Annotated in this window: 18 protein-coding genes; 17 read left to right on the top strand and 1 reads right to left on the bottom strand. The window is 37.7% G+C overall.

The genetic code is table 11. The annotated features are described in order from the left end of the window. Entirely contained in the window at nucleotides 1–1,899 is a 1,899-nt protein-coding gene (locus ACHABW_RS20905; RefSeq protein ID WP_435758228.1) for a UDP-N-acetylglucosamine 2-epimerase, read from the top strand. A 179-nt stretch (nucleotides 1,900–2,078) separates the two neighbouring features. Here ACHABW_RS20905 and ACHABW_RS20900 read toward each other — a convergent pair whose 3' ends face one another. After that, on the bottom strand, nucleotides 2,079–3,455 hold the full coding sequence (locus ACHABW_RS20900) for a CDP-glycerol glycerophosphotransferase family protein (RefSeq protein WP_435758226.1): 1,377 nt from the start codon (nucleotides 3,453–3,455) through the stop codon (nucleotides 2,079–2,081). A gap of 441 nt (nucleotides 3,456–3,896) precedes the next feature. Here ACHABW_RS20900 and ACHABW_RS20895 point away from each other — a divergent pair, with 441 nt between their 5' ends. From ACHABW_RS20895 to ACHABW_RS20820, 16 genes are all read left to right on the top strand, one after another. Next, nucleotides 3,897–5,012, top strand: a complete 1,116-nt coding sequence (locus tag ACHABW_RS20895) for a YheC/YheD family protein (protein ID WP_435758224.1) — start codon at nucleotides 3,897–3,899, stop codon at nucleotides 5,010–5,012. A gap of 222 nt (nucleotides 5,013–5,234) precedes the next feature. Further along, nucleotides 5,235–6,224, top strand: coding sequence for a LacI family DNA-binding transcriptional regulator (locus ACHABW_RS20890; RefSeq protein ID WP_435758222.1), 990 nt, complete (start codon nucleotides 5,235–5,237; stop codon nucleotides 6,222–6,224). A 114-nt stretch (nucleotides 6,225–6,338) separates the two neighbouring features. After that, nucleotides 6,339–7,358 carry a substrate-binding domain-containing protein gene (locus tag ACHABW_RS20885; RefSeq protein WP_435758220.1) on the top strand — a complete coding sequence of 340 codons (1,020 nt, stop codon included), beginning with the start codon at nucleotides 6,339–6,341 and terminating at the stop codon, nucleotides 7,356–7,358. A gap of 205 nt (nucleotides 7,359–7,563) precedes the next feature. Beyond that, entirely contained in the window at nucleotides 7,564–9,078 is a 1,515-nt protein-coding gene (locus ACHABW_RS20880; protein ID WP_435758218.1) for a sugar ABC transporter ATP-binding protein, read from the top strand. Beyond that, nucleotides 9,071–10,057, top strand: a complete 987-nt coding sequence (locus ACHABW_RS20875) for an ABC transporter permease (protein WP_435758216.1) — start codon at nucleotides 9,071–9,073, stop codon at nucleotides 10,055–10,057. Before ACHABW_RS20880 ends, ACHABW_RS20875 begins: the two co-directional genes overlap by 8 nt. A gap of 12 nt (nucleotides 10,058–10,069) precedes the next feature. Further along, entirely contained in the window at nucleotides 10,070–11,104 is a 1,035-nt protein-coding gene (locus ACHABW_RS20870; RefSeq protein ID WP_435758214.1) for a Gfo/Idh/MocA family protein, read from the top strand. Nucleotides 11,105–11,287: 183 nt separating this feature from the next. Next, on the top strand, nucleotides 11,288–11,896 hold the full coding sequence (locus tag ACHABW_RS20865; protein ID WP_435758212.1) for a DUF421 domain-containing protein: 609 nt from the start codon (nucleotides 11,288–11,290) through the stop codon (nucleotides 11,894–11,896). Between the two features lie 10 nt (nucleotides 11,897–11,906). Further along, the gene (locus ACHABW_RS20860) at nucleotides 11,907–13,199 is read left to right on the top strand and encodes a chloride channel protein (protein WP_435758210.1); all 1,293 of its coding nucleotides are present in this window, start codon (nucleotides 11,907–11,909) and stop codon (nucleotides 13,197–13,199) included. Between the two features lie 332 nt (nucleotides 13,200–13,531). Next, nucleotides 13,532–14,101, top strand: coding sequence for a hypothetical protein (locus ACHABW_RS20855; protein ID WP_435758208.1), 570 nt, complete (start codon nucleotides 13,532–13,534; stop codon nucleotides 14,099–14,101). Between the two features lie 7 nt (nucleotides 14,102–14,108). Continuing rightward, nucleotides 14,109–14,654 (top strand): hypothetical protein, encoded by a 546-nt coding sequence (locus ACHABW_RS20850; protein WP_435758206.1) that lies wholly within the window; start codon nucleotides 14,109–14,111, stop codon nucleotides 14,652–14,654. A 77-nt stretch (nucleotides 14,655–14,731) separates the two neighbouring features. Continuing rightward, a complete protein-coding gene (locus ACHABW_RS20845; protein ID WP_435758204.1) occupies nucleotides 14,732–15,433 on the top strand; it encodes a hypothetical protein in 702 nt (233 codons plus the stop codon). Nucleotides 15,434–15,559: 126 nt separating this feature from the next. Next, the gene (locus tag ACHABW_RS20840; protein WP_435758202.1) at nucleotides 15,560–16,093 is read left to right on the top strand and encodes a CueP family metal-binding protein; all 534 of its coding nucleotides are present in this window, start codon (nucleotides 15,560–15,562) and stop codon (nucleotides 16,091–16,093) included. A 161-nt stretch (nucleotides 16,094–16,254) separates the two neighbouring features. Then, entirely contained in the window at nucleotides 16,255–18,306 is a 2,052-nt protein-coding gene (locus ACHABW_RS20835) for a catalase (protein WP_435758200.1), read from the top strand. 116 nt (nucleotides 18,307–18,422) lie between these two features. Further along, nucleotides 18,423–18,971, top strand: coding sequence for a 3-dehydroquinate synthase II (locus tag ACHABW_RS20830; protein ID WP_435758198.1), 549 nt, complete (start codon nucleotides 18,423–18,425; stop codon nucleotides 18,969–18,971). A gap of 117 nt (nucleotides 18,972–19,088) precedes the next feature. Beyond that, entirely contained in the window at nucleotides 19,089–19,547 is a 459-nt protein-coding gene (locus ACHABW_RS20825) for a MarR family winged helix-turn-helix transcriptional regulator (RefSeq protein WP_435758196.1), read from the top strand. A gap of 19 nt (nucleotides 19,548–19,566) precedes the next feature. After that, the gene (locus tag ACHABW_RS20820; RefSeq protein WP_435758194.1) at nucleotides 19,567–20,739 is read left to right on the top strand and encodes an MFS transporter; all 1,173 of its coding nucleotides are present in this window, start codon (nucleotides 19,567–19,569) and stop codon (nucleotides 20,737–20,739) included. Nucleotides 20,740–20,747 lie beyond the last annotated feature (8 nt).

The raw sequence follows: 20,747 nt of genomic DNA, 5'->3' as shown, positions 1-20,747 counted from the left end.
ATGGACACATTTGAAAAAAATTATTGGTCACTCTACCTTGACTTTATCGAAGAATTTAAGGAAATCCAATATAATGGTGTCCCGTTGCCCTTATATTTTAGGTTTAATCGCCTTCTGAATGAAAAGTCATTATCGAAGTTGAAAGGTAAGTCAATTTCCCCCTTTTTGAAAAATAAAATAAGGGATGAAAAACAAATACAATCCAAGTTTGACCAATACCTTCAACATGGCAGCAAAGAAAACTTGTCGATATCTAATCAGAATAGAAAAGTATTAATTTATAAAGACTCTTACCTGAGGATACCACTAAGTTTTTATAAACAATATTTTAATAGTGAAAATTGTATTATCCTTCAGAAATCAACATCTAGAAAAACATATCAAGGGATCCCAATATTTAATTTATCTCGTTATGTAAGGAAAGATAATAGGCTGGGAAAGGATTATATTCAAAAAGCGACACAGCAATTTAGACATTTACAAGATCATCCTATTTTTGGTGACCGGGATCTTCAAAAAAAATTCTTCAGTGTCATTTCATCTACGATGAGGGATTTGCTGGCTATGGACCGGTTTCTAACTGAAAATCCAGTATCTTGTGTCCTAGTTGCTGACACGGGGACTTTAAGAATCCCACAACTACTTCCGCGAAGCAAAGGGATTCCCAGTATATCTGTGCAGCATGGTTTAATATTAGGGTGGCAATCTCGAATGCCTGTATTAGCAACAAAAAGAGCCGTTTATGGAAAATTTGAAGTTGACCTTCTTCAACGAAAAGGAGCAAATAAGGAATCATTAGCAATCATTGGTCATCCTCGTTTTGATAGTATCATCACTCAAAGAATAAATTCTAATTATGCTAAAAATAATTCTAAAAAACCGCTGATTTTGATTGCCACACAACGAAACAATAATAAAGATATTTGGGTAAAGTTTATTGAAAAGGTCGTAAGAAAATATCCTGTTAAAATTATGATAAAACCACACCCGAGAGAAAAATATATTAAAAAGTATAAACAACTAAGCTCAAAGTACTCTCAAGTAGTTGTTTCTTCCCCCAAAGGATCACTTTATAAATCAATGGAAGAGGCAGATATTGTGATTGTAAATAGTTCAACCGTAGGGTTAGAAGCTATGTTATTTAACAAAATTGTTCTTGTTCTCGAAATGAAAACGAAATTATCGGTTGGAGCAAAAAGCTACTTTAACTCGAAGTTATTAGGGGACTTCGTTCAATCAAATGTGACTAAGTTAGCAGATGTGCTAGGGTCAATCATAGATGATGAAAAGTTGATGGCGGATGCTAATGAAAGAATGGAAAACTTTTTGTCATATGCTTATCCCACGAAAAATAAGTTTTCCGGAAAACTGCTCGTTCAGTTAATAGATCAGTTGACAGAGCAGGAAAAACACCAGAAGGGAAGGGATAACGCAATGATGAAAACGAAAGAGCTGCTAAATAAACAGATGACAAGTAACCACTTTAACCGGGTGGATATTGTTATTCGTTATTTAGCAATTGAAGAATATTTCGGTAAAAATCGTGTCGGATTTAAGTTATATAGAAAAATGCAAAAAACTAGAAGAAACTATTCGCCAAAAAAACTTGCGCTGAGAGAGAATGGCTATAAAAGATTGATCAAAAGTATAGAGAAAAAGGGATTCCAGTCAGATAGCCCGGTAAGAGTTGATTCGAACATGCAATTACTCGACGGCTCTCACAGGATGGCTTGCGCGTTATTCTTTAACATTGAAGAAGTACCAGTAAAACGATTGAAACGAACTTTAAACGTCGATTATTCCATAGATTGGTTTAAAGATCAGGGATTTACGAAAAATGAAATACGAATAATAGAAGAAAAACTAGTGGAATTAAATTTGACGATAAGAGATTCATAGACATGGATACCCCCGCCGATGATAACAGCTATCCATACGCCACACGTATCAAGGGAAGGGCGTTCTCCCTTTCGAATAGCACCTCCATGCAATTCATAGGTGCTACTCGGGGTGGCGGAAGCTGACGCTGTATTTAATTACAGACGCTTTGCGTTTTTCTAATCAAAGGCTTGAATCATCTATTTCTGCTGTTTTTCAAACTTTTCAATTAGCTGCAAAAGTTTAGCGCCTTCGAAAGCTTTTTTATGGGGAGGGTCCTTTAATACTAACCTAGTTTGTGAATCTGCAAGAAAATTCTCATCATCTAACATTTTTCTTAGGATATCGTGGAGCTCCTTCTCGTTTTGGACGAAGAGAGGAGGGTTTTTTAAGTAATATAAATCACCAAGATCCTGATAAAAAATAACAATCTTCTCTCGCATAAGTGCTTCATAAGCAACTGTGGAGAAAGGAGTTAAAATAATATCTGAATCTGTAATTAAATCATTTAGTGGGATTTCACCATGAAGAAGGATAGTAGAATTTTTATTAACAAGAAGTTTCTCATATCGTTCCCGATTGCGTTGATCTGGATGTAATTTATAGTTGACAAATATCTTTTCTGGCAATCTTTTTACAGCATTTTCAATCATTGTGATCATTTGTTGATTAAATGCAAAGCCAATTGGTTGCATGGCCACTAGTAAATGAAGTTGGTCACCTCGTTTGGTTGATTGCTTACCACGCTTAGTGGCATCTTCTAAATTTCGGAGAAAAACAGGACCAATTGTTTTAATATTATTTTTTAATGCTCCATTTTCAACGAGATAATCGCGATGAGATTTCCCCCATACAAAATTAAGGTCAGCATTGACTGGGAAATGTCCTAATTCCGTTAAAATACCATGCTGAATATTCACTGTAAAAATAAAGCGGCTTTTTGCAAATGTAGTTACAAGACTTCCATACCGATTCACGGTCGAACCATAGATAGTTTTACTTATTTTAAACTCATCAAATAAAGTGTGGGTTCTTCGGATTCGTTTTAACAAGAGAGGTAATTTTTTGTTTATCCATGCTGTAAATGCAGTCGTTTTAAAAAATTTCGCAGTTGATGCTGAAGATTGAATCATTTCAAGCGTTTGATAAACTTTTTCTTCCTCTGAATAATCAAGGGCAGCTTCTGGTATATCTTTCAAATAAATAAGTGGGTGACAGCCTTTCATCTTCTGCATTTGTTCGAATTCACTTTTATAATGAGCTAAATAAATCATATTTTTCTTCGTAACTTTTTTGAACAGTGGATACAGATGTGCACGGACTAAGATGTGCCCTTTTTGGTTGAGCTCAGATTTGGCATCAAGTAAATAGGGGTGGCAAGCTTCTTGAATCGAAGAATTTCCAGTTAGCTTTTTCCATTCACCAGGTAATGAAACCAACTCTTTTTTTTGAACATACTTTTGAAAGTCTCTAAATAACAAAATGTTTAAGGGTGTATTATCGTAGTTTAAGGATTGATAAGTAGAAAGAAACAGAATACTACGGGTCCAAATTGTTTCGTGTTTTAGTGACACCATTATTCACCTACTCGCTTTTTTATAGTCATTCTTTTTACAAGCTCGTTATAAGGATTTGAATGAGTTCGACCGAATTAAGTAAAACCACTAATTATAAATATGAATTATAAATGTATAATAAAACAGCTTATTTCCTGATCATTGATACTTCATGTTTTATTTGATTTAGACTCATGGACGATTGCCGTTACTTGAACTCCTATTTATTAATAGGATAGTAATATAATTTGTTGCACAGAGGAAAGCATGACGATCATTAATATCACAAAAAAGTCGAATTGTGCATCTAGGTTGATCTGGAAAAATAATTTATTTTGTCTAATTCTCAGAGCAAGTAAGATTTACTATTGAAAGCATATGGTGAAAAGGAACTCAATAGCTATAAGGAACAGCTTTTACTGTATGCGAAATTTCGATTTAGAGAGAAGGTCGGTGCTGAAAGTGAAAAAAGACAGGATAAAAAATAGACCAATTGTGGGAAGTTTTGTTTCGAAAGCAGCTATTACCAAGCTTATGAAGAAGCAAGAGAATTATAGAATGGAAAAATTTGAAAGAGGCAGTAAAGTTGCTGGAGTAACATTGTTTTTCTTCTGTATTCAAGATGTTGATTTTAAAAACTTACAAATTAATGGATCTTATTATGATACTAAAAAAGATGTATGGGCAAAAGGTAGGTTTCCTTTTCCAGATATTTTGTATAATAGAAGATCTGAAGGGAAAAAACAAAGAAATGTTAAAAAGTTTAAGTCACTATTGAAGATAGACAATATACCGTCTATAAATGCAGTGGATGATTTTGATAAAATCGAATTTTGTGAACGTTTATGCAAAAATTCTCAAGTAAATAAATTTATACCAGAAACAGTCTTATACGATGAACCTGCTATTCTCTATAACATGATAAGTCTTTATAGAACCGTTTATCTCAAGGCAACGAAAGGAAGATATAGCCAAAGTGTGATGCGTATTAGAAAAATGAATGACAATCGCTTTGAATATAGTAAGGCAGGCAATAAACTTGAAGTTTCTGAAGTGGAAACTTCGGCAGAACTCGAAGAAGCTGTTAAGGACTATTTTGGCAGTAAAAAAATATTAGTTCAACGGGGAATCGATACGCTTGTCATTGGTGATTCAATAATTGATATGAGGGCTGAGGTGCAGCGTGACGAAAAAGGGGATTTGCATGTTGTTGCGAAGTCGGTTCGATTAGGTATCGAAAAATCACCGGTAACAAGCGTGCGCGTTGGAACTTCTATTTTTCGGTTTGAAGATTTTTTTATGAATCGTTTTGGTTGGTCAAAAGAGAAAATAGAATACTGGGAAACTGTAATAGATATTTTCTTATATTATATTTATGAATCTGTAGAAAAGGAATATGGCAGTTTTGGTGAAATGGGGATAGACTTTGCCATAGATAAAAACGAACAGCTATGGTTAATTGAATGCAATACAAAATCAGCCAAGGTTGCATTATATCGCTCCTATGATGAAAAAGTGATCGATCAAGCATTTACCAACCCGATGTTATACGCTAAATATCTGTTTGAACAGAAGTAAGGAGGCAGGGGACGGTTCTCTGCTTCCTTTGGCGTTTCAGGAAGCAGAGAACCGTCCCTTTGTTTCTAATCAAATGTAATCCGTTACATTTGATTAATATTAAAATAATCCCCTATCTAACAATGTTTTATAAATAAATAAATAAACATTGACAATGAAAATGTAATCCATTACTATGAAGTTGAAAGCGATTACAAAGTTCAGAAGGAGAGGACATTCAAAATGGCTAATATACATCAAGTTGCGAAACATGCTGGGGTGTCCGTAGCTACAGTGTCCAGAGTGTTGAATGGTCAAGATACGGTGACTCCAAAAACGAGAATAAAAGTCGAAGCTGCAATTAAACAATTTAATTATGAACCTAGTATGTTAGGAAGAAACTTGAGAAATTCGGAAAGTCGATTATTATTAGTGCTCATTCCTAAAATATCAAATCCCTTCTATTCCGAAATAATTAATGGCATTGAAACAACAGCGATTCAAAACGGTTACAATATTATTTTATGTGAGACGGATTCAAAACCGGAAAGGGAAAATATTTATTTTGATCTCGTTCGCAATAAAATGACTGACGGAATTATTTCCATGGATCCGGCAGTTAATGTGGAGTCGTTAACAAAACTTGCAGAATCATATTCTATTATTCAGTGCAGTGAATACGTGGTAGATAGTGGTATCCCGTATGTCACCATTGACAACGAGGAAGCAGCCTATAAAGCAGTGAAACATTTACTAAAAATCGGTCATTCAAAAATAGCACTTATGAATTCAGATGAAAGGTATCTCTATGCTCGTCAGCGTGAGCTAGGTTATCGTAAAGCTTTAAAGGAACAAAATATCGTGGTTAACGAGGATTGGATTTATTATACGCAGGAATTGGGGTTTGAAAATGGGCAACAGGCTATGAGAAAAATTTTGATGCAAGATGAGAAACCGACTGCTGTTTTTGCAGTGTCAGACCTTTTAGCGATTGGTGCTTTAAAAGAAATGAACAGTCGTGGATTAAAAGTCCCTGAAGAAATGGCTCTCATTGGATTCGATAAAATTGAATTTTCTAATATGACGCAGCCAACATTAACAACCGTTGCGCAACCAATGTATAAAATGGGTACGGTTGCAGCGAATATGCTGATTAGTAAAATTAAAGGAGAACATGTTGACAACGTAATTCTTGATCACGAACTGGTGATTCGGGAATCTACGCTGGGTTAAACGTTGCTAAGAATAGCGCTCTGTTATTAATAAGATTAATAGTAGAGCGCTGACCTTAGTTGTGAACGGTTACATCAATGGGCGGCCTAAAAAAAACGGAGGGGTGAATTTTTTATGAAGAAATTACTGATTTTGTTTCTGTTTTTATTTGTAGTAACTGTACTTACAGCATGTGGTGGAAATGAAGATAGTGGTGGTGATGTCGAAGAAACAGATCAAGCTAACGAGACCACCGATGGGGAAAATAATGTTGAGGAAGAAGCAACCGATTTGGTAATTGGTATCTCTTTGCCGGATGCTACTCACGGATGGATGGGTGCTCTCATTGATAATGCTGAACAACAGGCGAAAGAAATTAAAGAAAGTGAAGGCATTGATTATATTATGACAAATGCAGCAGATCCGAACTCTCAGGCTAATGATGTCGATGATTTGATTTCACAAGGTGTTGACGTGATTGTTATGCTTCCTATCGAATCAGCAGCACTTTCTCCAGTAGGACAGAAAATTAAAGATGCTGGGATCCCTCTTGTGATTGTAGATCGTGAACTTGAAAATGATGCAGCGGATGTTGTTGTCAAAGGGGATAATGAAGGAATCGGCATTAATGCTGGTAAATACTTTATTGAACAATTAAATGGAGAAGGTAAAGTAGTTGAAATTGAAGGCCCTCCAAGCTCTGTAACAAATCAAAGAGGCTCTGGATTCAAGGAAGCGATGGAAGGGGAAGAAGGCATAGAGATTGTTGCTTCACAGAGTGGCGACTTTTCGACGGAAACATCTTTAGAAGTGATGCAAAATATTTTGCAGGCGCAGCCGGAAATTGATGCCGTATTTACCCAAGATGACGGAATGGCATTAGGTGTCCTTCAGGCAATTAAAGAAGCTGGTCGTGATGACATTCAGTTTGTCACTGGTGCCGGTGGAGCTAAAGCTGTATTTGAAGATATACAAGATGAAGGATTAATGTCAGCAACCTTCCTGTATTCTCCAACTATGGTTAGAGACGGAGTACAGATTGCAGCAGATATCGCTAAAGGCGAAGAACCTGAAGAGACAATGGTAGTCAAAGAAGCTACGCAAGTTACAAAAGAAAATGTTGATGAATATTATGATCCGGAGTCTAAGTTCTAAACAGACTTTTAGAAGGAAATACAATAATTTTACTATAGCTTATTGTATTTCCTCTTTTTATAAGGTAAGAATTTATAAGTTGACAGCTATCTTTACGCCACACGCATCAAGGGAAGTTCGAGCTTGATGCTTGATGCTGGCTTTAAAGATCACGCTGTATTTAATAAAAGGCGCTTTGCGTTTTTCTTAAATAAGGGGCGATTACATGTCTGAACATTCATTATTAACGATGACGAATATAAACAAGTCTTTTAATCGTGTACCTGTTTTAAAGGATGTTAAGTTATGTGTAGAACAGGGAGAGATTCACGCTTTATTAGGAGAAAACGGAGCTGGTAAATCTACTCTGATGAATATACTTGGCGGGGTTTTGCAACCTGATGAGGGCACGATTTACCTTAATGGAGAAGAAGTGAAAATGTTGAACCCAAGATTAGCACAGAGTAATGGCATTAGTTTTATCCACCAGGAACTTAATGTGGTTGCAGATCTGGCAATATATGAAAATATGTTTTTGGGAGTTGAGCTTCGCAACAAGTTTGGCTTTTTAAATGTACGCGACATGTGTGATAAAACAACCGAAATTATGTCTAAATTAGGTGTGGATATTGATCCAAAAGAATATGTCCGAAATTTAGATACGTCGTATAAACAATTAATTGAAATAGCCAAAGCTCTATTGCACAATTCATCAATTATCATTATGGATGAACCGACATCAGCTTTAGCGGAGCATGAGGTCGAACGACTATTTGATTTAATGAGAAAACTTAAGGAGTCAGGTGTCTCTATTATTTATATTTCCCATAAGTTAAAGGAAATTCAAGCAGTATGTGACAGTTATACCATTTTGCGTGATGGTGAAATGGTAGGGAGCGGAAAAGTAAAAGAAGAAAGCTTGGAAACTATAACAAAACTGATGGTAGGAAAATCTGTTTCAGACGAGCGTCTTTATCAAGAACATGAATTTGGTGCGAAAATATTAGAAGTGAAAAACTTATCAAGTCCAGGTTTATTTAAACAGATTGATTTTACACTCCATCAAGGGGAAATACTTGGTTTTACAGGACTAGCAGGCGATGGTCGATCAGAGCTGTTTGAAAGTATTTTTGGTTTTCGGAAAAACTACACCGGTGAAATTAAAGTGAATAATGAAGTAGTTAAAATAAATCATCCTAAAAAAGCATTAAAAGCGGGCATCGGACTTGTACCAAAGGATAGAAAAGAAAACGCTATTATCAAAGATTTAAGTGTGATTCATAATATGAGTTTATCTTCCATGGGGCATTTTGAAAAAAAGGGCTTTATTCAAGAAAAAACGGAAAAAGACAGGTTTCAGCATTACAAGGATCAATTAAATATAAAAGTACACGATCCTAATGTGACGATCGACAAGTTAAGCGGTGGTAATCAACAAAAGGTCGTTATTGCGAAGTGGTTAGAGGTTAATGCAAATGTGATCATTTTTGATAATCCAACGCAAGGAATTGATGTTGGGGCAAAGACAGAGATATACGAGCACATTGTTCAATTGGCCGAACAAGGAAAAGCCATCATTATTCTATCCTCGGAGGCTCCGGAAGTTCTTAGAATTTGTCACAATATCAATGTGATGTATCACGGTGAGATCATTGCCAGATTTAAGCGAGAGGATGCTAGCGAAGACGAGATTATGGGCTATGCAACGGGCGCAAAGAAGGAGGCAGAAATCATTGGCTAATCCAGAACTAAAACATGGTGATCAGCAACCGAAATCACAGTCTAAAATAAAGACGAGCAGGCTTTCATGGTTATGGTCGGAGTACAGTGTTGTGATTGCATTTTTATTAATCTATGTTGTTGCAGCAATTATGAATCCACGTTTTATAGAAATGAATAACCAAATAAATATATTAATGCAGGTGTCCATTATTGGAATTATTGCGTTAGGCATGACGGTTGTCATGCTGTCAGGTGGTATTGATTTATCCGTTGGTTCTGTCCTGGCTTTCGTTGGGGTAGTGACTGTGTTAGCTTTAAATGCATCAGGCAGCATTATTGTAGCTGTTATCGTTGCTTTTTCTGTTGGTGCTTTAGCTGGATGTCTTAATGGTTTGATGGTAGCCAAAGGGAAAATTGCATCTTTTATTGCCACGCTGGGTATGATGGCAGCAGCTCGTTCACTTGCCCTGTACATAGCTGACGGAGGAAGTGTCTCTGGTGAGGTGGCTGGATTTACCGCTATATCTAACAGTAAGCTTGGAATCATTAATTACCCGATTATTATTTTTCTGCTAATGACTGTTCTCATTTATATATTAATGCATAAAACCCGTTTTGGCCGCTATGTATATGCGATTGGAAGTAATGAAAAAGCAGCGTTATTGTCAACCATTCGCGTGGACCGAGTAAAAATTGGTGTATATAGCTTGGCGGGACTATTAGTCAGTTTGGCAGCAATTATTGAGACATCGCGGCTCAACTCTATTTCTTCATCCAGTTCCGGTCAGGCATATGAACTCGATGCGATTGCTGCTGTAATTATTGGCGGCACGCGAATGACAGGCGGGCGCGGGAAAATAATCGGCACTTTATTCGGTGTGTTAATTTTAGGTATTTTGAATAACATGATGAACCTTATGAACGTTTCTCCGCACCTTCAAGGATTTGTTAAAGGTCTAATCATTATCGTCGCTGTTGTCTTTCAAAAGCGCGAGTAGGAGGGTATTAATTTGGGATTAAAGGTAGGTATTATCGGCTGTGGTTCGATTACAAAGTTTCGCCATGGTCCAGAATATCAGGCGAATCCATATGTAAGTGAACTCGTGTTTTTTGATCGGAATCCAGAAAGAGCAAAGGCTTTGGCAGAACAATTCGGAGGTTCTGTTGTCCAATCAGCAGAAGAGATATTGCAAGACGCCTCGGTAGATTTAGTGAGTGATTGCTCTTCCAACGAATCACATGAAATTTTTTCAACCGAAGCGTTGTTAGCTGGAAAGCATGTCTTGTGCGAAAAACCAATTGCTTTAACACTTGAAGGTGCAGGTAAAATAGTTGAAGCGCAAAAGAAATCTCAGAAAAAATTAATGATTGATCATAATCAACGTTTTACACCCGCTCATCAAAAAGCGAAAGAAATTATTTTGAGTGAAAGTCTTGGTAAGGTATTAACATTTAAAACAACTTTTGGTCATTCTGGTCCTGAATTCTGGGGAGTGAATAAATCAAACAATACGTGGTTTTTCAAAAAGGATCGATCCGGTTTAGGAGTAGCAGGGGATTTGGGTACACATAAGATTGATATACTTCATTATTTGCTGGACGATGAAATTCAAAAGGTGAGTGCTTTTCAAGGAGCACTGGATAAGGTAGATGAACATGGAGAACCGATTGAAGTGTGTGATAATTTAGTTTGCAGCTTGAAAACAAAAAAAGGACGGATAGGGACTGCCTCCTTCTCGTGGACGTATTATGGCGAAGAAGATAATAGTACCTTCATATATTGTGAAAAAGGAGTGCTAAAAATCTATCACGATCCGGAATTCCAACTGGAGGTAATCACACAAACCGGAGAAGAAGTGAAGTATAAGTTAGAAACCGTGATGACAAATGCTAATCAAACAAACACCGGTGTGATCGATGCTTTTGTAGATTGCGTTCGTCTTGATCAACCTCCGCAAGTGACAGGAGAAGACGCATTATTATCGTTGAAAGTCGTTTTAGCCTTGCTGGAATCAGCAACTAAAAAAATGGTCATCACAGTTTAAAAGAGGGAGGCAGGGGACGGTTCTCTGCTTCTTTTTGCATTTCAAGGAAGCAGAGAACCATCCCTTAATTCCCCTTAATTCTTTTCATAATACTTGGAACAATGAGCCATCCTATATATATCAATAAGAATACTTACATAATTTAAAAACAGACGTAGAAAAGTGTCGAAGGAGTGAAGCGACTTGGATTTACACTTTATATGGAAAGCCGTCGTCATTGTTATTGGCGGGGTACTTATTTTGCGATTGGCGGGAAGAAAATCAATTTCTCAACTGACGGTTGCTCAGACAGTGATGATGGTAGCTGTTGGTTCATTAATTATTCAGCCAGTTGGCGACAGAAATATTTGGATTACGATGGTGATTACACTTTTACTTGTACTTACATTAATTTTCATTGAATTTATTGTGTTGAAATTTGACAATCTTGAAGGTTTCTTTTATAGCAAAGCAGTCCTGGTCGTTGAAAACGGTCAAATAAATGTAAAAAACTTAAGGAAATTACGTTTATCAGTGGATATGCTTGAGGTTCGATTGAGACAGCAAAGTGTGCAAAGGATCAGCGATTTGCAATGGGCAACGATCGAATCGAATGGTCAGTTAGGCTATATGCTAAAGCCTGAAAAGCAATATTCTACCAAAGAAGATATTCAAAAATTGATGATGATGATGCAGTCAAACACTCCCCAGTCTTTCACTGATAATCAAACGAAAGCTTATGAATCGAATGATATTTTTACGGAAGTGACTAAAAATAAGCATGAGGAAGAACCCCCAGATTATTTGAAATGAGGAGTCTTGCATGAATGTGAAAATTAAAAAGTTTGCTGTAACACTATTTAAGTGGATATTTTTTGGCGGAGTTATTGGTGTTGTCGTTGGTTCCTTGACTAGCTTTTTGTTAAAAACGAATGATTTTCTTGGCGATGAGATTAGAATGAACCATTTTTGGATAATCTTTTTTCTTCCTCTTGCAGGCATCGCTGTAGGCTTTCTTTATATGAATTACGGTAAGAATGAGAGCGTTGATTCTGCGAAAGGTAATAATCTTGTGATTGATGGGGTGCACGGGAAAGCCAGAGTATTAAGGAGAATGGGTCCGATTGTCTATGTGGGTACTTTTATAACTGTGTTATTTGGCGGGTCAACTGGAAGAGAAGGGGCAGCTGTACAAATGGGTGGAAGTGTTGCTCAAGCTCTCAACCAGTTTTTTAAAGTAAATCTATTAGACACCAAAATTTTTCTAATGACTGGAATTAGCGCTGGTTTCGGTGCAGCTTTTGGAATTCCAATAACCGGGGCTGTTTTTGGTATGGAACTCACTGCTTTAGGGAAAATGAAATACGAAGCATTGGTCTCGTGTCTCGTTTCAAGTTACAGCGCTCATTTTTTAGCCACAGCAGCATGGAAAATAAAGCATGAAGAATTCATCATCGAAACTGTACCGGGTCTTTCTGCGTGGACATTCGCCAAGGTTATTTTCGCGGTATTAATTTTTAGTTTATTAAGTGTTATTTACTGCCAGTTGAGACATGGCATCCAAAAGTTCACAGAAAAACTCTTCCATAAAAATCATATGAAAAGAGCGTTTGTTGGAGGTCTCCTCATTGTAGGTTTAACTTTAATCGTCGGAACACAGGATTACAATGGTCGAGGGTTAGACATGCTTGAACATTCCTTTACAGAGGATGTTCCTCCATTTGCATTTCTAGCAAAGCTTATTTTTACTGCGATAACATTAGGCACCGGTTTCGTCGGTGGGGAAGCAATCCCTTTATTTTTTATGGGGGCAACCTTGGGCAATACATTGTCAAACATGATCGATTTACCAATGTCTTTCCTAGCAGCAATAGGGCTAGTTGCAGTTTTCTGTGGTGGTGCAAATACACCAATAGCTGCTTTCCTCTTGGCTGTTGAAATGTTTGATGGAAAAGGAGTGGAGTATTTTTTTGTTGCGTGTATTGTTAGTTATATCTTTTCCGGTCACCATGGGCTTTGGCCTTCTCAAACAATCCATGAACCAAAGAGTAGATTGTATAGTACGTTGGGAGGGGAAACCATTGAAAGTATTGAGAGTAAGAAAAATCCTAGGTGATAGCAGCTAGCCTTGCAAATTTCCATTAATATGATCCCCTTGTTTAATTTTGCTCAAGCCCCTTAAGCAGCTGCTCCTTTTTTGCGTTTTCCATCGCATTGACACTCATAATTACAATAATAAAGTTCTTCGGAAGTCATCTCTTTAGCTTCATTCTTCATTAGATAGTTTATATGCTGCCGAAAGCGGAAAAGTACTAATTCGTTTATCGTTTCGGATGGAAAATTTTTTAGGAAATAATGTATAATAGTTTCATAGAAGGTAAACGGAGGGACGGTTCTCTGCTTCCGAAGCAGAGAACCGTCCCCGAAATATCAGAAGTGGGGATAACAATGCCAACAGAAGTTACGGAACAACCTAACAAGAAGTTTCCATTTTTACCTACCGTTATTCAATTCGCCTTGGGAGGTGCAGTTGGGGTAGCTGGATCAATGTACTTAATGGATATACTTCCGTCGTTCGACTTTGCTCTGAGTGATTGGATTTATTTAACTCTTGCTATTATTGTTTCGTGGTTTCTTAATATAAATCTTCATGAATTCGGTCATTTGCTATTTGGAAAGTTGTCTGGTTACCGTCTAATATCTTATCGGGTAAGCGTATTTTCCTGGGATTATGAGAACGGAAGAATGAAGTTCTCGATCAAGAAAACGAAAGGGTATTCGGGTCTATGTATAATGATTCCTCCCGTGAAAAGTCAAGGTAGAACGAGCGATCTTTTATATTTTTCCGGTGGTATTATAATGAATGTTCTCACGGGTGCTCTGACAATTACGGCAACTTTCTTCATTACAGGACCACTTATTCTATTAATGTCTCTTTATTTTCTAGGAGGTACCGCGTTATTATTTGGTGCGATTAATTTGATCCCGCCCATTTACAAGTCAGCAAGTTTCTACTGACGGAAAATTGATATGGGGTATCATTTTCAAAAAAGCTTTTGTTGAGCAGCTAATCGAAAATAAAAAAATACTATCTCAGCTGTCCTCAGGTATTCGCCCAAAAGACATGGAACTTCATTTTGAAGATGATATGGTAATTACAAATTATTACGACGCAACGATTCTTTATTATTACTATTTAAAAGCCCTCGATATGGGTGACATGCAGAAGATCGTTTCCTCTATTAACATGTTGGAAAAAAACCTAGCTCTTTTACCTGCATTGATGCAAACACCAATCTATTTTGATATTTGTTTTGTTGCATGCCTAACAAATGATATGGAGAAAGCTAAATCTTTTTATGAAAAATCCGGAAAAACCCTTCAAAAAGATAAGGATTGTAATGGACTTAGAATCAAAGCCTATTACGAGTTTTACGTCAATAACAATAACGAGGCAGCATTCCAATTATCGAACGAAGCAATGCTTGTTACCGAGGTCTATCCACTCAAAGGGCAAGCAATCATGGAAGAAGATCTCATCAAACAGCTTTTGCAGAAAATTGGAAAGTAAATGAAGTGAAGGGACGGTTCTCTGCTTCGGAAGCAGAGAACCGTCCCCTTGTTTGCATAAAAAAGGGAGTGAATTTTATGGAGGAAACGAAATGGGGGATTGTTGGAATTGGGAAGCTAGGCACAGCGATCTTAACGCAGTTTGAGCTATTACAGATGCGGACAGGAGTTTTTCATCCGGATACGGACAAAACCGAATTAATAGAAAAGCAATATTCATACACTTCGAAACTGCAAAAAGACGATCTAGCATCTTTGGATCACCTAATCTTAGCACTCCCGACGAGTGCAATTAGTTCTTTTATAGATAAATTTCTAGCTACTGGTTTGAAGGTGCACAAACCTGTTTTAATCAATATGGCAACAAGCTTACCAACGGAGGAGCTTAAGCAACAATATCCACACCTTACATGGCTAGGTATGAAATTTCTAGGTCATTCTGAAAGTTTGAAGAGATACGGAGACGGACTTTTTATTATGGAAGAAAATGACATGGAAAACCATGAGTTCTATGAAGTGATGAAACGGTTTTCCAAGTTAGGTCAGGTGGAAGCAGCGGATGAATCAATCGTAGAGAAGGTAAACAAGTTGGCCACCTATCAAGCTATCAAGGCAGCGAGAGAAGTTGAGCTAAAAATGGATGAAGAAGGATTGTCGGATAGATACAAAGAGCAGGCATTGCGTTCCATTGTTCCAGAAGTCATTAGAGCCTATTCCAATGGTAAACTAGGTCATTTTGCACAAGAAATCGTCCAAAAACTGGATCGAGAAAGCAAGTAAACAAGTTTAGACATTGTGAATATTATCACCTATACTATAAGAGCAAAGATTACTTTGAGAAATAAATTCCATTTAAAAATAAGTTAATGAGAAACCAACTTTGAATGGACAAGGAGAGAATTATACATGAAGAGATATCTTTTTCTGATAATTGGATTGATCGCTGTCGTAGGATATATATTAGTAGGAAATACAGGAATAAATGAGCAGGCAGAAGATAAAGAAACAAAAAATATTCAGGAACTGGTTCACGACTATAGTGCAGGAAACAAAAAAAGCCTTTCTGCATCTATCACATCACAACAACTCATTGTAAATGACAGTGAGAAAGGTGAGGTTACCTATGACTTGCCCGAAGATGAATTTTTCGTTTCCATTGCACCTTATGTGGAAGAAACACATCCTTGAGCTGTCCATAACTTGACAGGTTGTCAAGGAGAATTGATCGAAGAAGAATTGAACGTTTATATTGAGGACATGGAAGGCAACGAGATTGTTAACGAAGCATTGACATCTCAATCTAATGGATTTATTGATTTGTGGTTACCGCGAGACAAAACGTATCGCACAGTGATTGAGCACGATGGAAAAAGCGTGGAATCTGAAATATCCACTTTTGAAAATGATAATACTTGCATTACAACCATGCAGTTGATGTAAAAAAAAGCACCTAATTAAGGTGCTTTTTTGGTTGCAAGGGGACGGTTCTCTGCTTTGGAAGCAGAGAACCGTCCCCTTGTTTTCAGGTTTGTCCTCATTTTAAATTGGGTATAAATTCTTTATGTTGAATTCATATGATTTAAAAGGGAGGAAGAAATGGAATGAGTGATGATCACAAAGTGAATGACAGCAGCAGTAAAAAGGAACAGTTGGACAAGTTTACAACAGACGATCAAGGAAAGAAACTAACAACAAACCAAGGCTTAAAAGTGTCGGAGGATGAGTTTTCTTTAAAGGCTGGCGAACGAGGCCCAACTTTAATGGAAGACTTTCATTTCCGTGAGAAAATGACCCATTTTGATCATGAGCGAATCCCCGAACGGATTGTTCATGCGCGTGGTTTTGCAGCACATGGTGAATTTCAAGTGTATGAGTCCATGAACAAATACACAAAAGCAGGATTTTTACAGGACCCTTCTAAAAAAACACCTGTATTCGTTCGTTTTTCAACCGTCGCAGGTTCACGCGGATCGGGTGAGTTGGCTAGGGACGCTCGCGGGTTTTCTACGAAGTTTTACACAGAAGAAGGAAATTATGACTTAGTCGGAAATAATATCCCCGTATTTTTTATCCAAGATGCTATAAAATTTCCGGATTTAGTTCATGCATTAAAGCCAGAGCCACATAATGAAATACCACAGGCCGCCTCTGCACATGACACATTTTGGGATTTTATTGCGAATAATCAAGAATCGGCACATATGGTCATGTGGGCGATGTCGGATCGAGCAATTCCAAGAAGTTTCCGGATGATGGAAGGATTCGGCGTTCATACTTTCCGTTTTGTGAATGAGGAAGGGAAGGCTCATTTTGTTAAATTTCATTGGAAACCACTTCTAGGAACGCATTCCGTAGTCTGGGATGAGGCCCAAAAAATTAATGGAAAAGACCCTGATTTTCACCGTCGTGATCTATGGGAAGCGATTGAAAACGGGGATTACCCAGAATATGAGTTAGGTGTACAAATTCTTTCGGAAGAAGATGAATTTAACTTTGATTTTGATATTCTGGACCCGACGAAGCTTTGGCCTGAAGAGGAAGTGCCGGTCAAGCTTATTGGAAAAATGACGTTGAACCGTAATGTTGATAATGTTTTCGCTGAAACAGAACAAGTTGCTTTCCATCCAGGGCACGTCGTTCCAGGCATCGATTTTTCCAATGATCCGTTATTACAAGGAAGATTGTTTTCTTATACTGATACACAATTAATTCGACTTGGTGGCCCAAATTTTCATGAATTACCGATTAATCGTCCTGTTTGTCCTTTTCATAATAACCAACGTGATGGATATGGTCGTCAAACGATTAACAAAGGACCTGTAAGTTATCATAAAAACTCACTTGCTGCTAACACACCTGAACCTGCAACGGAAAAAGAAGGTGGTTTTACACATTATCAAGAGAAGATGGAAGGCCATAAAGTGCGGGCTAGAAGTGAAAGTTTTAAAGATCATTTTTCTCAAGCTACTCTATTTTGGAACAGTATGAGTAAAGCAGAAAAAGAGCACATTACGGAAGCCTTCAGTTTTGAACTTGGTAAAGTGAAAAGCGAGTTCGTTCAGCAACAAGTGGTGGATATGTTTGGCAATGTCAGCAAGGAGCTTGCGACAACAGTTGCTGAAGCAATTGGTGCTAATCCTCCACAAGGAGAAGAGAGTAATGTTACGAAAACTTCTCCTGCTTTAAGTCAGGAAAACACGAAGAAAAAGCCTTCTACGCGTAAAGTAGCAGTTATCATTAACAATGATTTTCATGGAGCAGAGGTTAGTCAGGTTTTAGATGCTTTGAAAAAAGAAGGAGTACAGCCCGAGATTGTCAGTGGAAAACTGGGAGTTGTATCCGCCTCTGATGGAAAAGAGTTAAAGGTTGATCACACTTTCCTAACCGCAGACTCTGTGTTGTTTGATGCTGTGTATGTTGTTAGCGCCGGTCAGGAAAACACTGCTTTTTACAAGCAAGCAGCGTACTTTACAAAGGAAGCATTTACTCATTTCAAACCAATAGGTGCCACTCATCATGGGGAGAAACTGCTTACGGATAATAATATGGAATCAAGTCCAGGCGTTATTTCCGGTGGCCAGGTAGAATCGTTTACCGACCGATTTATCCAAGCAATTTCAGCTCACCGATATTGGGACAGGGAAGTGATTTAAAATTTCGACTTAGATTTTTGTTATAATAGAGGGAAATGGAGGGACGGTTCTCTGCTTCGTATTATTGCGTGAAAACAAGGAAGCAGAGAACCGTCCCTTTGAAATAGGAGGTACATATGGAAATAGAGCAGTCAAAGGTGTTTCTTGAGATTATTGATATAAAAGAAATAGGAGAAGGTATGCGCGTTTGTATTGATTTTATTGATGTACTTCAACAAAGTGACGGTCTTTACGTTGGAAATACAGGACATGGATATATCAAAGTTCTATCGGAAAATCGGCAGTCTGATGGCTATCCACCAAGACCGTTTCGGATTAATTGCGGTTCTTACCATCAATATTTATTTCAGGAAGATAAATCAATCTATTTGCATGAAGTGGATGCTGGAAATCAAATCGAGGTTACTGGTGAACAAGACAATAAAAGTCTTTCCGTTGGTCGTGTGAAAATTGAAAAACGGCCTTTTTTAAGAGTAGAATGTAAAAACGGGGACTCTATCGTTTCCGCTACACTTCAAAAATCAACAAGTGTACACGTAGTTGAAGAGTCTAAAGGTGACACCTCCATTATAGATTTAAATGTCGGCGATCGAATAGCTTGCATGGAAGACATGCCAGGGCGACATTTAGGAGAGAAAATTGATGAATTTATCATAGAAAAGTGATCAGGGGGACGGTTCTCTGCTTCCATTGAAGCAGAGAACCGTCCCTTACAAGCAAAGTACTTGCATAAACAAGTACTTTGCTTGTAAGATAGGTAAAGTGAAAAAGGGGATGATTCAGTGTCTGAATATCGGTTAGAGGATTCACTTGGTTTTCTTGTTGGAAGGGCCGGTCGATCTTTATCTAATAGTGTGCAACGAACATTTTCGGAACATGGCTTTAATGCAACGACAGAGCATTGGACAGTGTTGGTTCAGCTATGGAATCAAGATGGTCTCAGCCAACTCGAACTTGCAGAACGAACCGGAAAAGATCAAGCGAGTATGTCCCGGCTTATACAAAATATGTTGAATCGAGAGCTTATATATAGGAGGAAAGATCCTGTTGATGCACGGTGTAAACGGATTTTTCTAACGGAAAATGGAAAAGAGCAACAAGAGCGATTAATGGATCTTGTTAACGACACGTTAGAGAAGGCGACAGAAGGAATAACAGAGGAAGATGTGGCAATAACAAAGCATGTTCTTAAAAATATAGCTTCTAAAAATTTAACAACAAGTTGGATGAAGGAAGAGTAAAATAGAAAGTTGGGTTTAGATGAACAAAGTACTTTTAAAAATGGCAATTCTGTCTGTTTCGCTGTTAACAGTGATGGCTGGAGCTGCAATTTCCCCTGCATTAGGTGATATTGCACTTGCTTTTCCCGATGTAAGTGAAACAACGATAAAATTTATATTAACGTTACCTTCCGTAATGATTATCCCTTTTATCTTTATTTCTAGTCATTTAACAAGACGTTTTTCAAAGAAACATATTTTGTTTGCCGGAATGTTCTTTTACCTCATTGGCGGACTTGGTGGGGGTTTTGCCTCAAGCATTGAACTTCTCTTGCTTTGCCGCGCTATTTTAGGGATTGGTGTAGGATTACTGATGCCAATATCCACAGCACTAGTGGCTGACTTTTTTGACGGGGAAGAAAGAACAACGACAATGGGGCAAGTGAGTGCGGCGAATAACTTAGGTGGAGTTGCCTTGTTTCTCATGTCAGGTTTTTTAGCAGCTATCAGTTGGAGAATGGCATTCAGTGTGTATAGTTTAGTCATTGTTGCTGCAATCATTGTGTTTTTCTATTTGCCAACCACGAAGCCTGAAAAAGATACGCCAGGCATGACAAGAGCTCCTTTACCTAAAAAACTTTATGCTTATGGAGCTGCGATGTTTTTTATTGTCTTAGCATTTTACTCCATTCCTACGAACATGGCATTGTTTATCCAAGAAGAAGGAATTGGAAACTCGCAAAGTGCGGGGATGGTTATCTCTATAGCAACTGCCGCAGGTTTCTTCGCGGGAATATTCTTAGGGAAAGTTAAACGGCTTTTCAAGACATATTTTGTAGCCATTCAACTATTACTTATGGGGAGCGGTTTTTTCATTATCGCTGTCTCCAATCACTTAGTGCTGATCGGTTTAGGTGTTGGTTTTATGGGATTCGGATTTGGATCGATTTTGCCTACTGTATTCGACCAAGTATCGCGTCAAGTTCCGAAATCACAAACCGTACAAGCGATGGCGATTGTCACAAGTATGTTATTTTTCGGTCAATTTTCATCGCCGATTTTTCTTGATGGAATCGGTATTTTATTCGGAAATGAATCCATTCGTTTTATGTATACGTTTCTTTCAAGCATCATGATTCTTGTCGCTCTGGCCTTTTTCGGTATTGCGTTCAAGGTAAATTTAACACACAAGAAAAAACTGACCATGGAATAAGAGCAAGG

Source organism: Salipaludibacillus sp. CF4.18, from assembly GCF_051262595.1.
GTDB classification, from domain to species: Bacteria; Bacillota; Bacilli; order Bacillales; family Salisediminibacteriaceae; genus Salipaludibacillus; species Salipaludibacillus neizhouensis.
The sequence above is the reverse complement of the archived record's forward strand: the minus strand, read 5'-3'. Positions and strand labels throughout refer to the sequence as shown.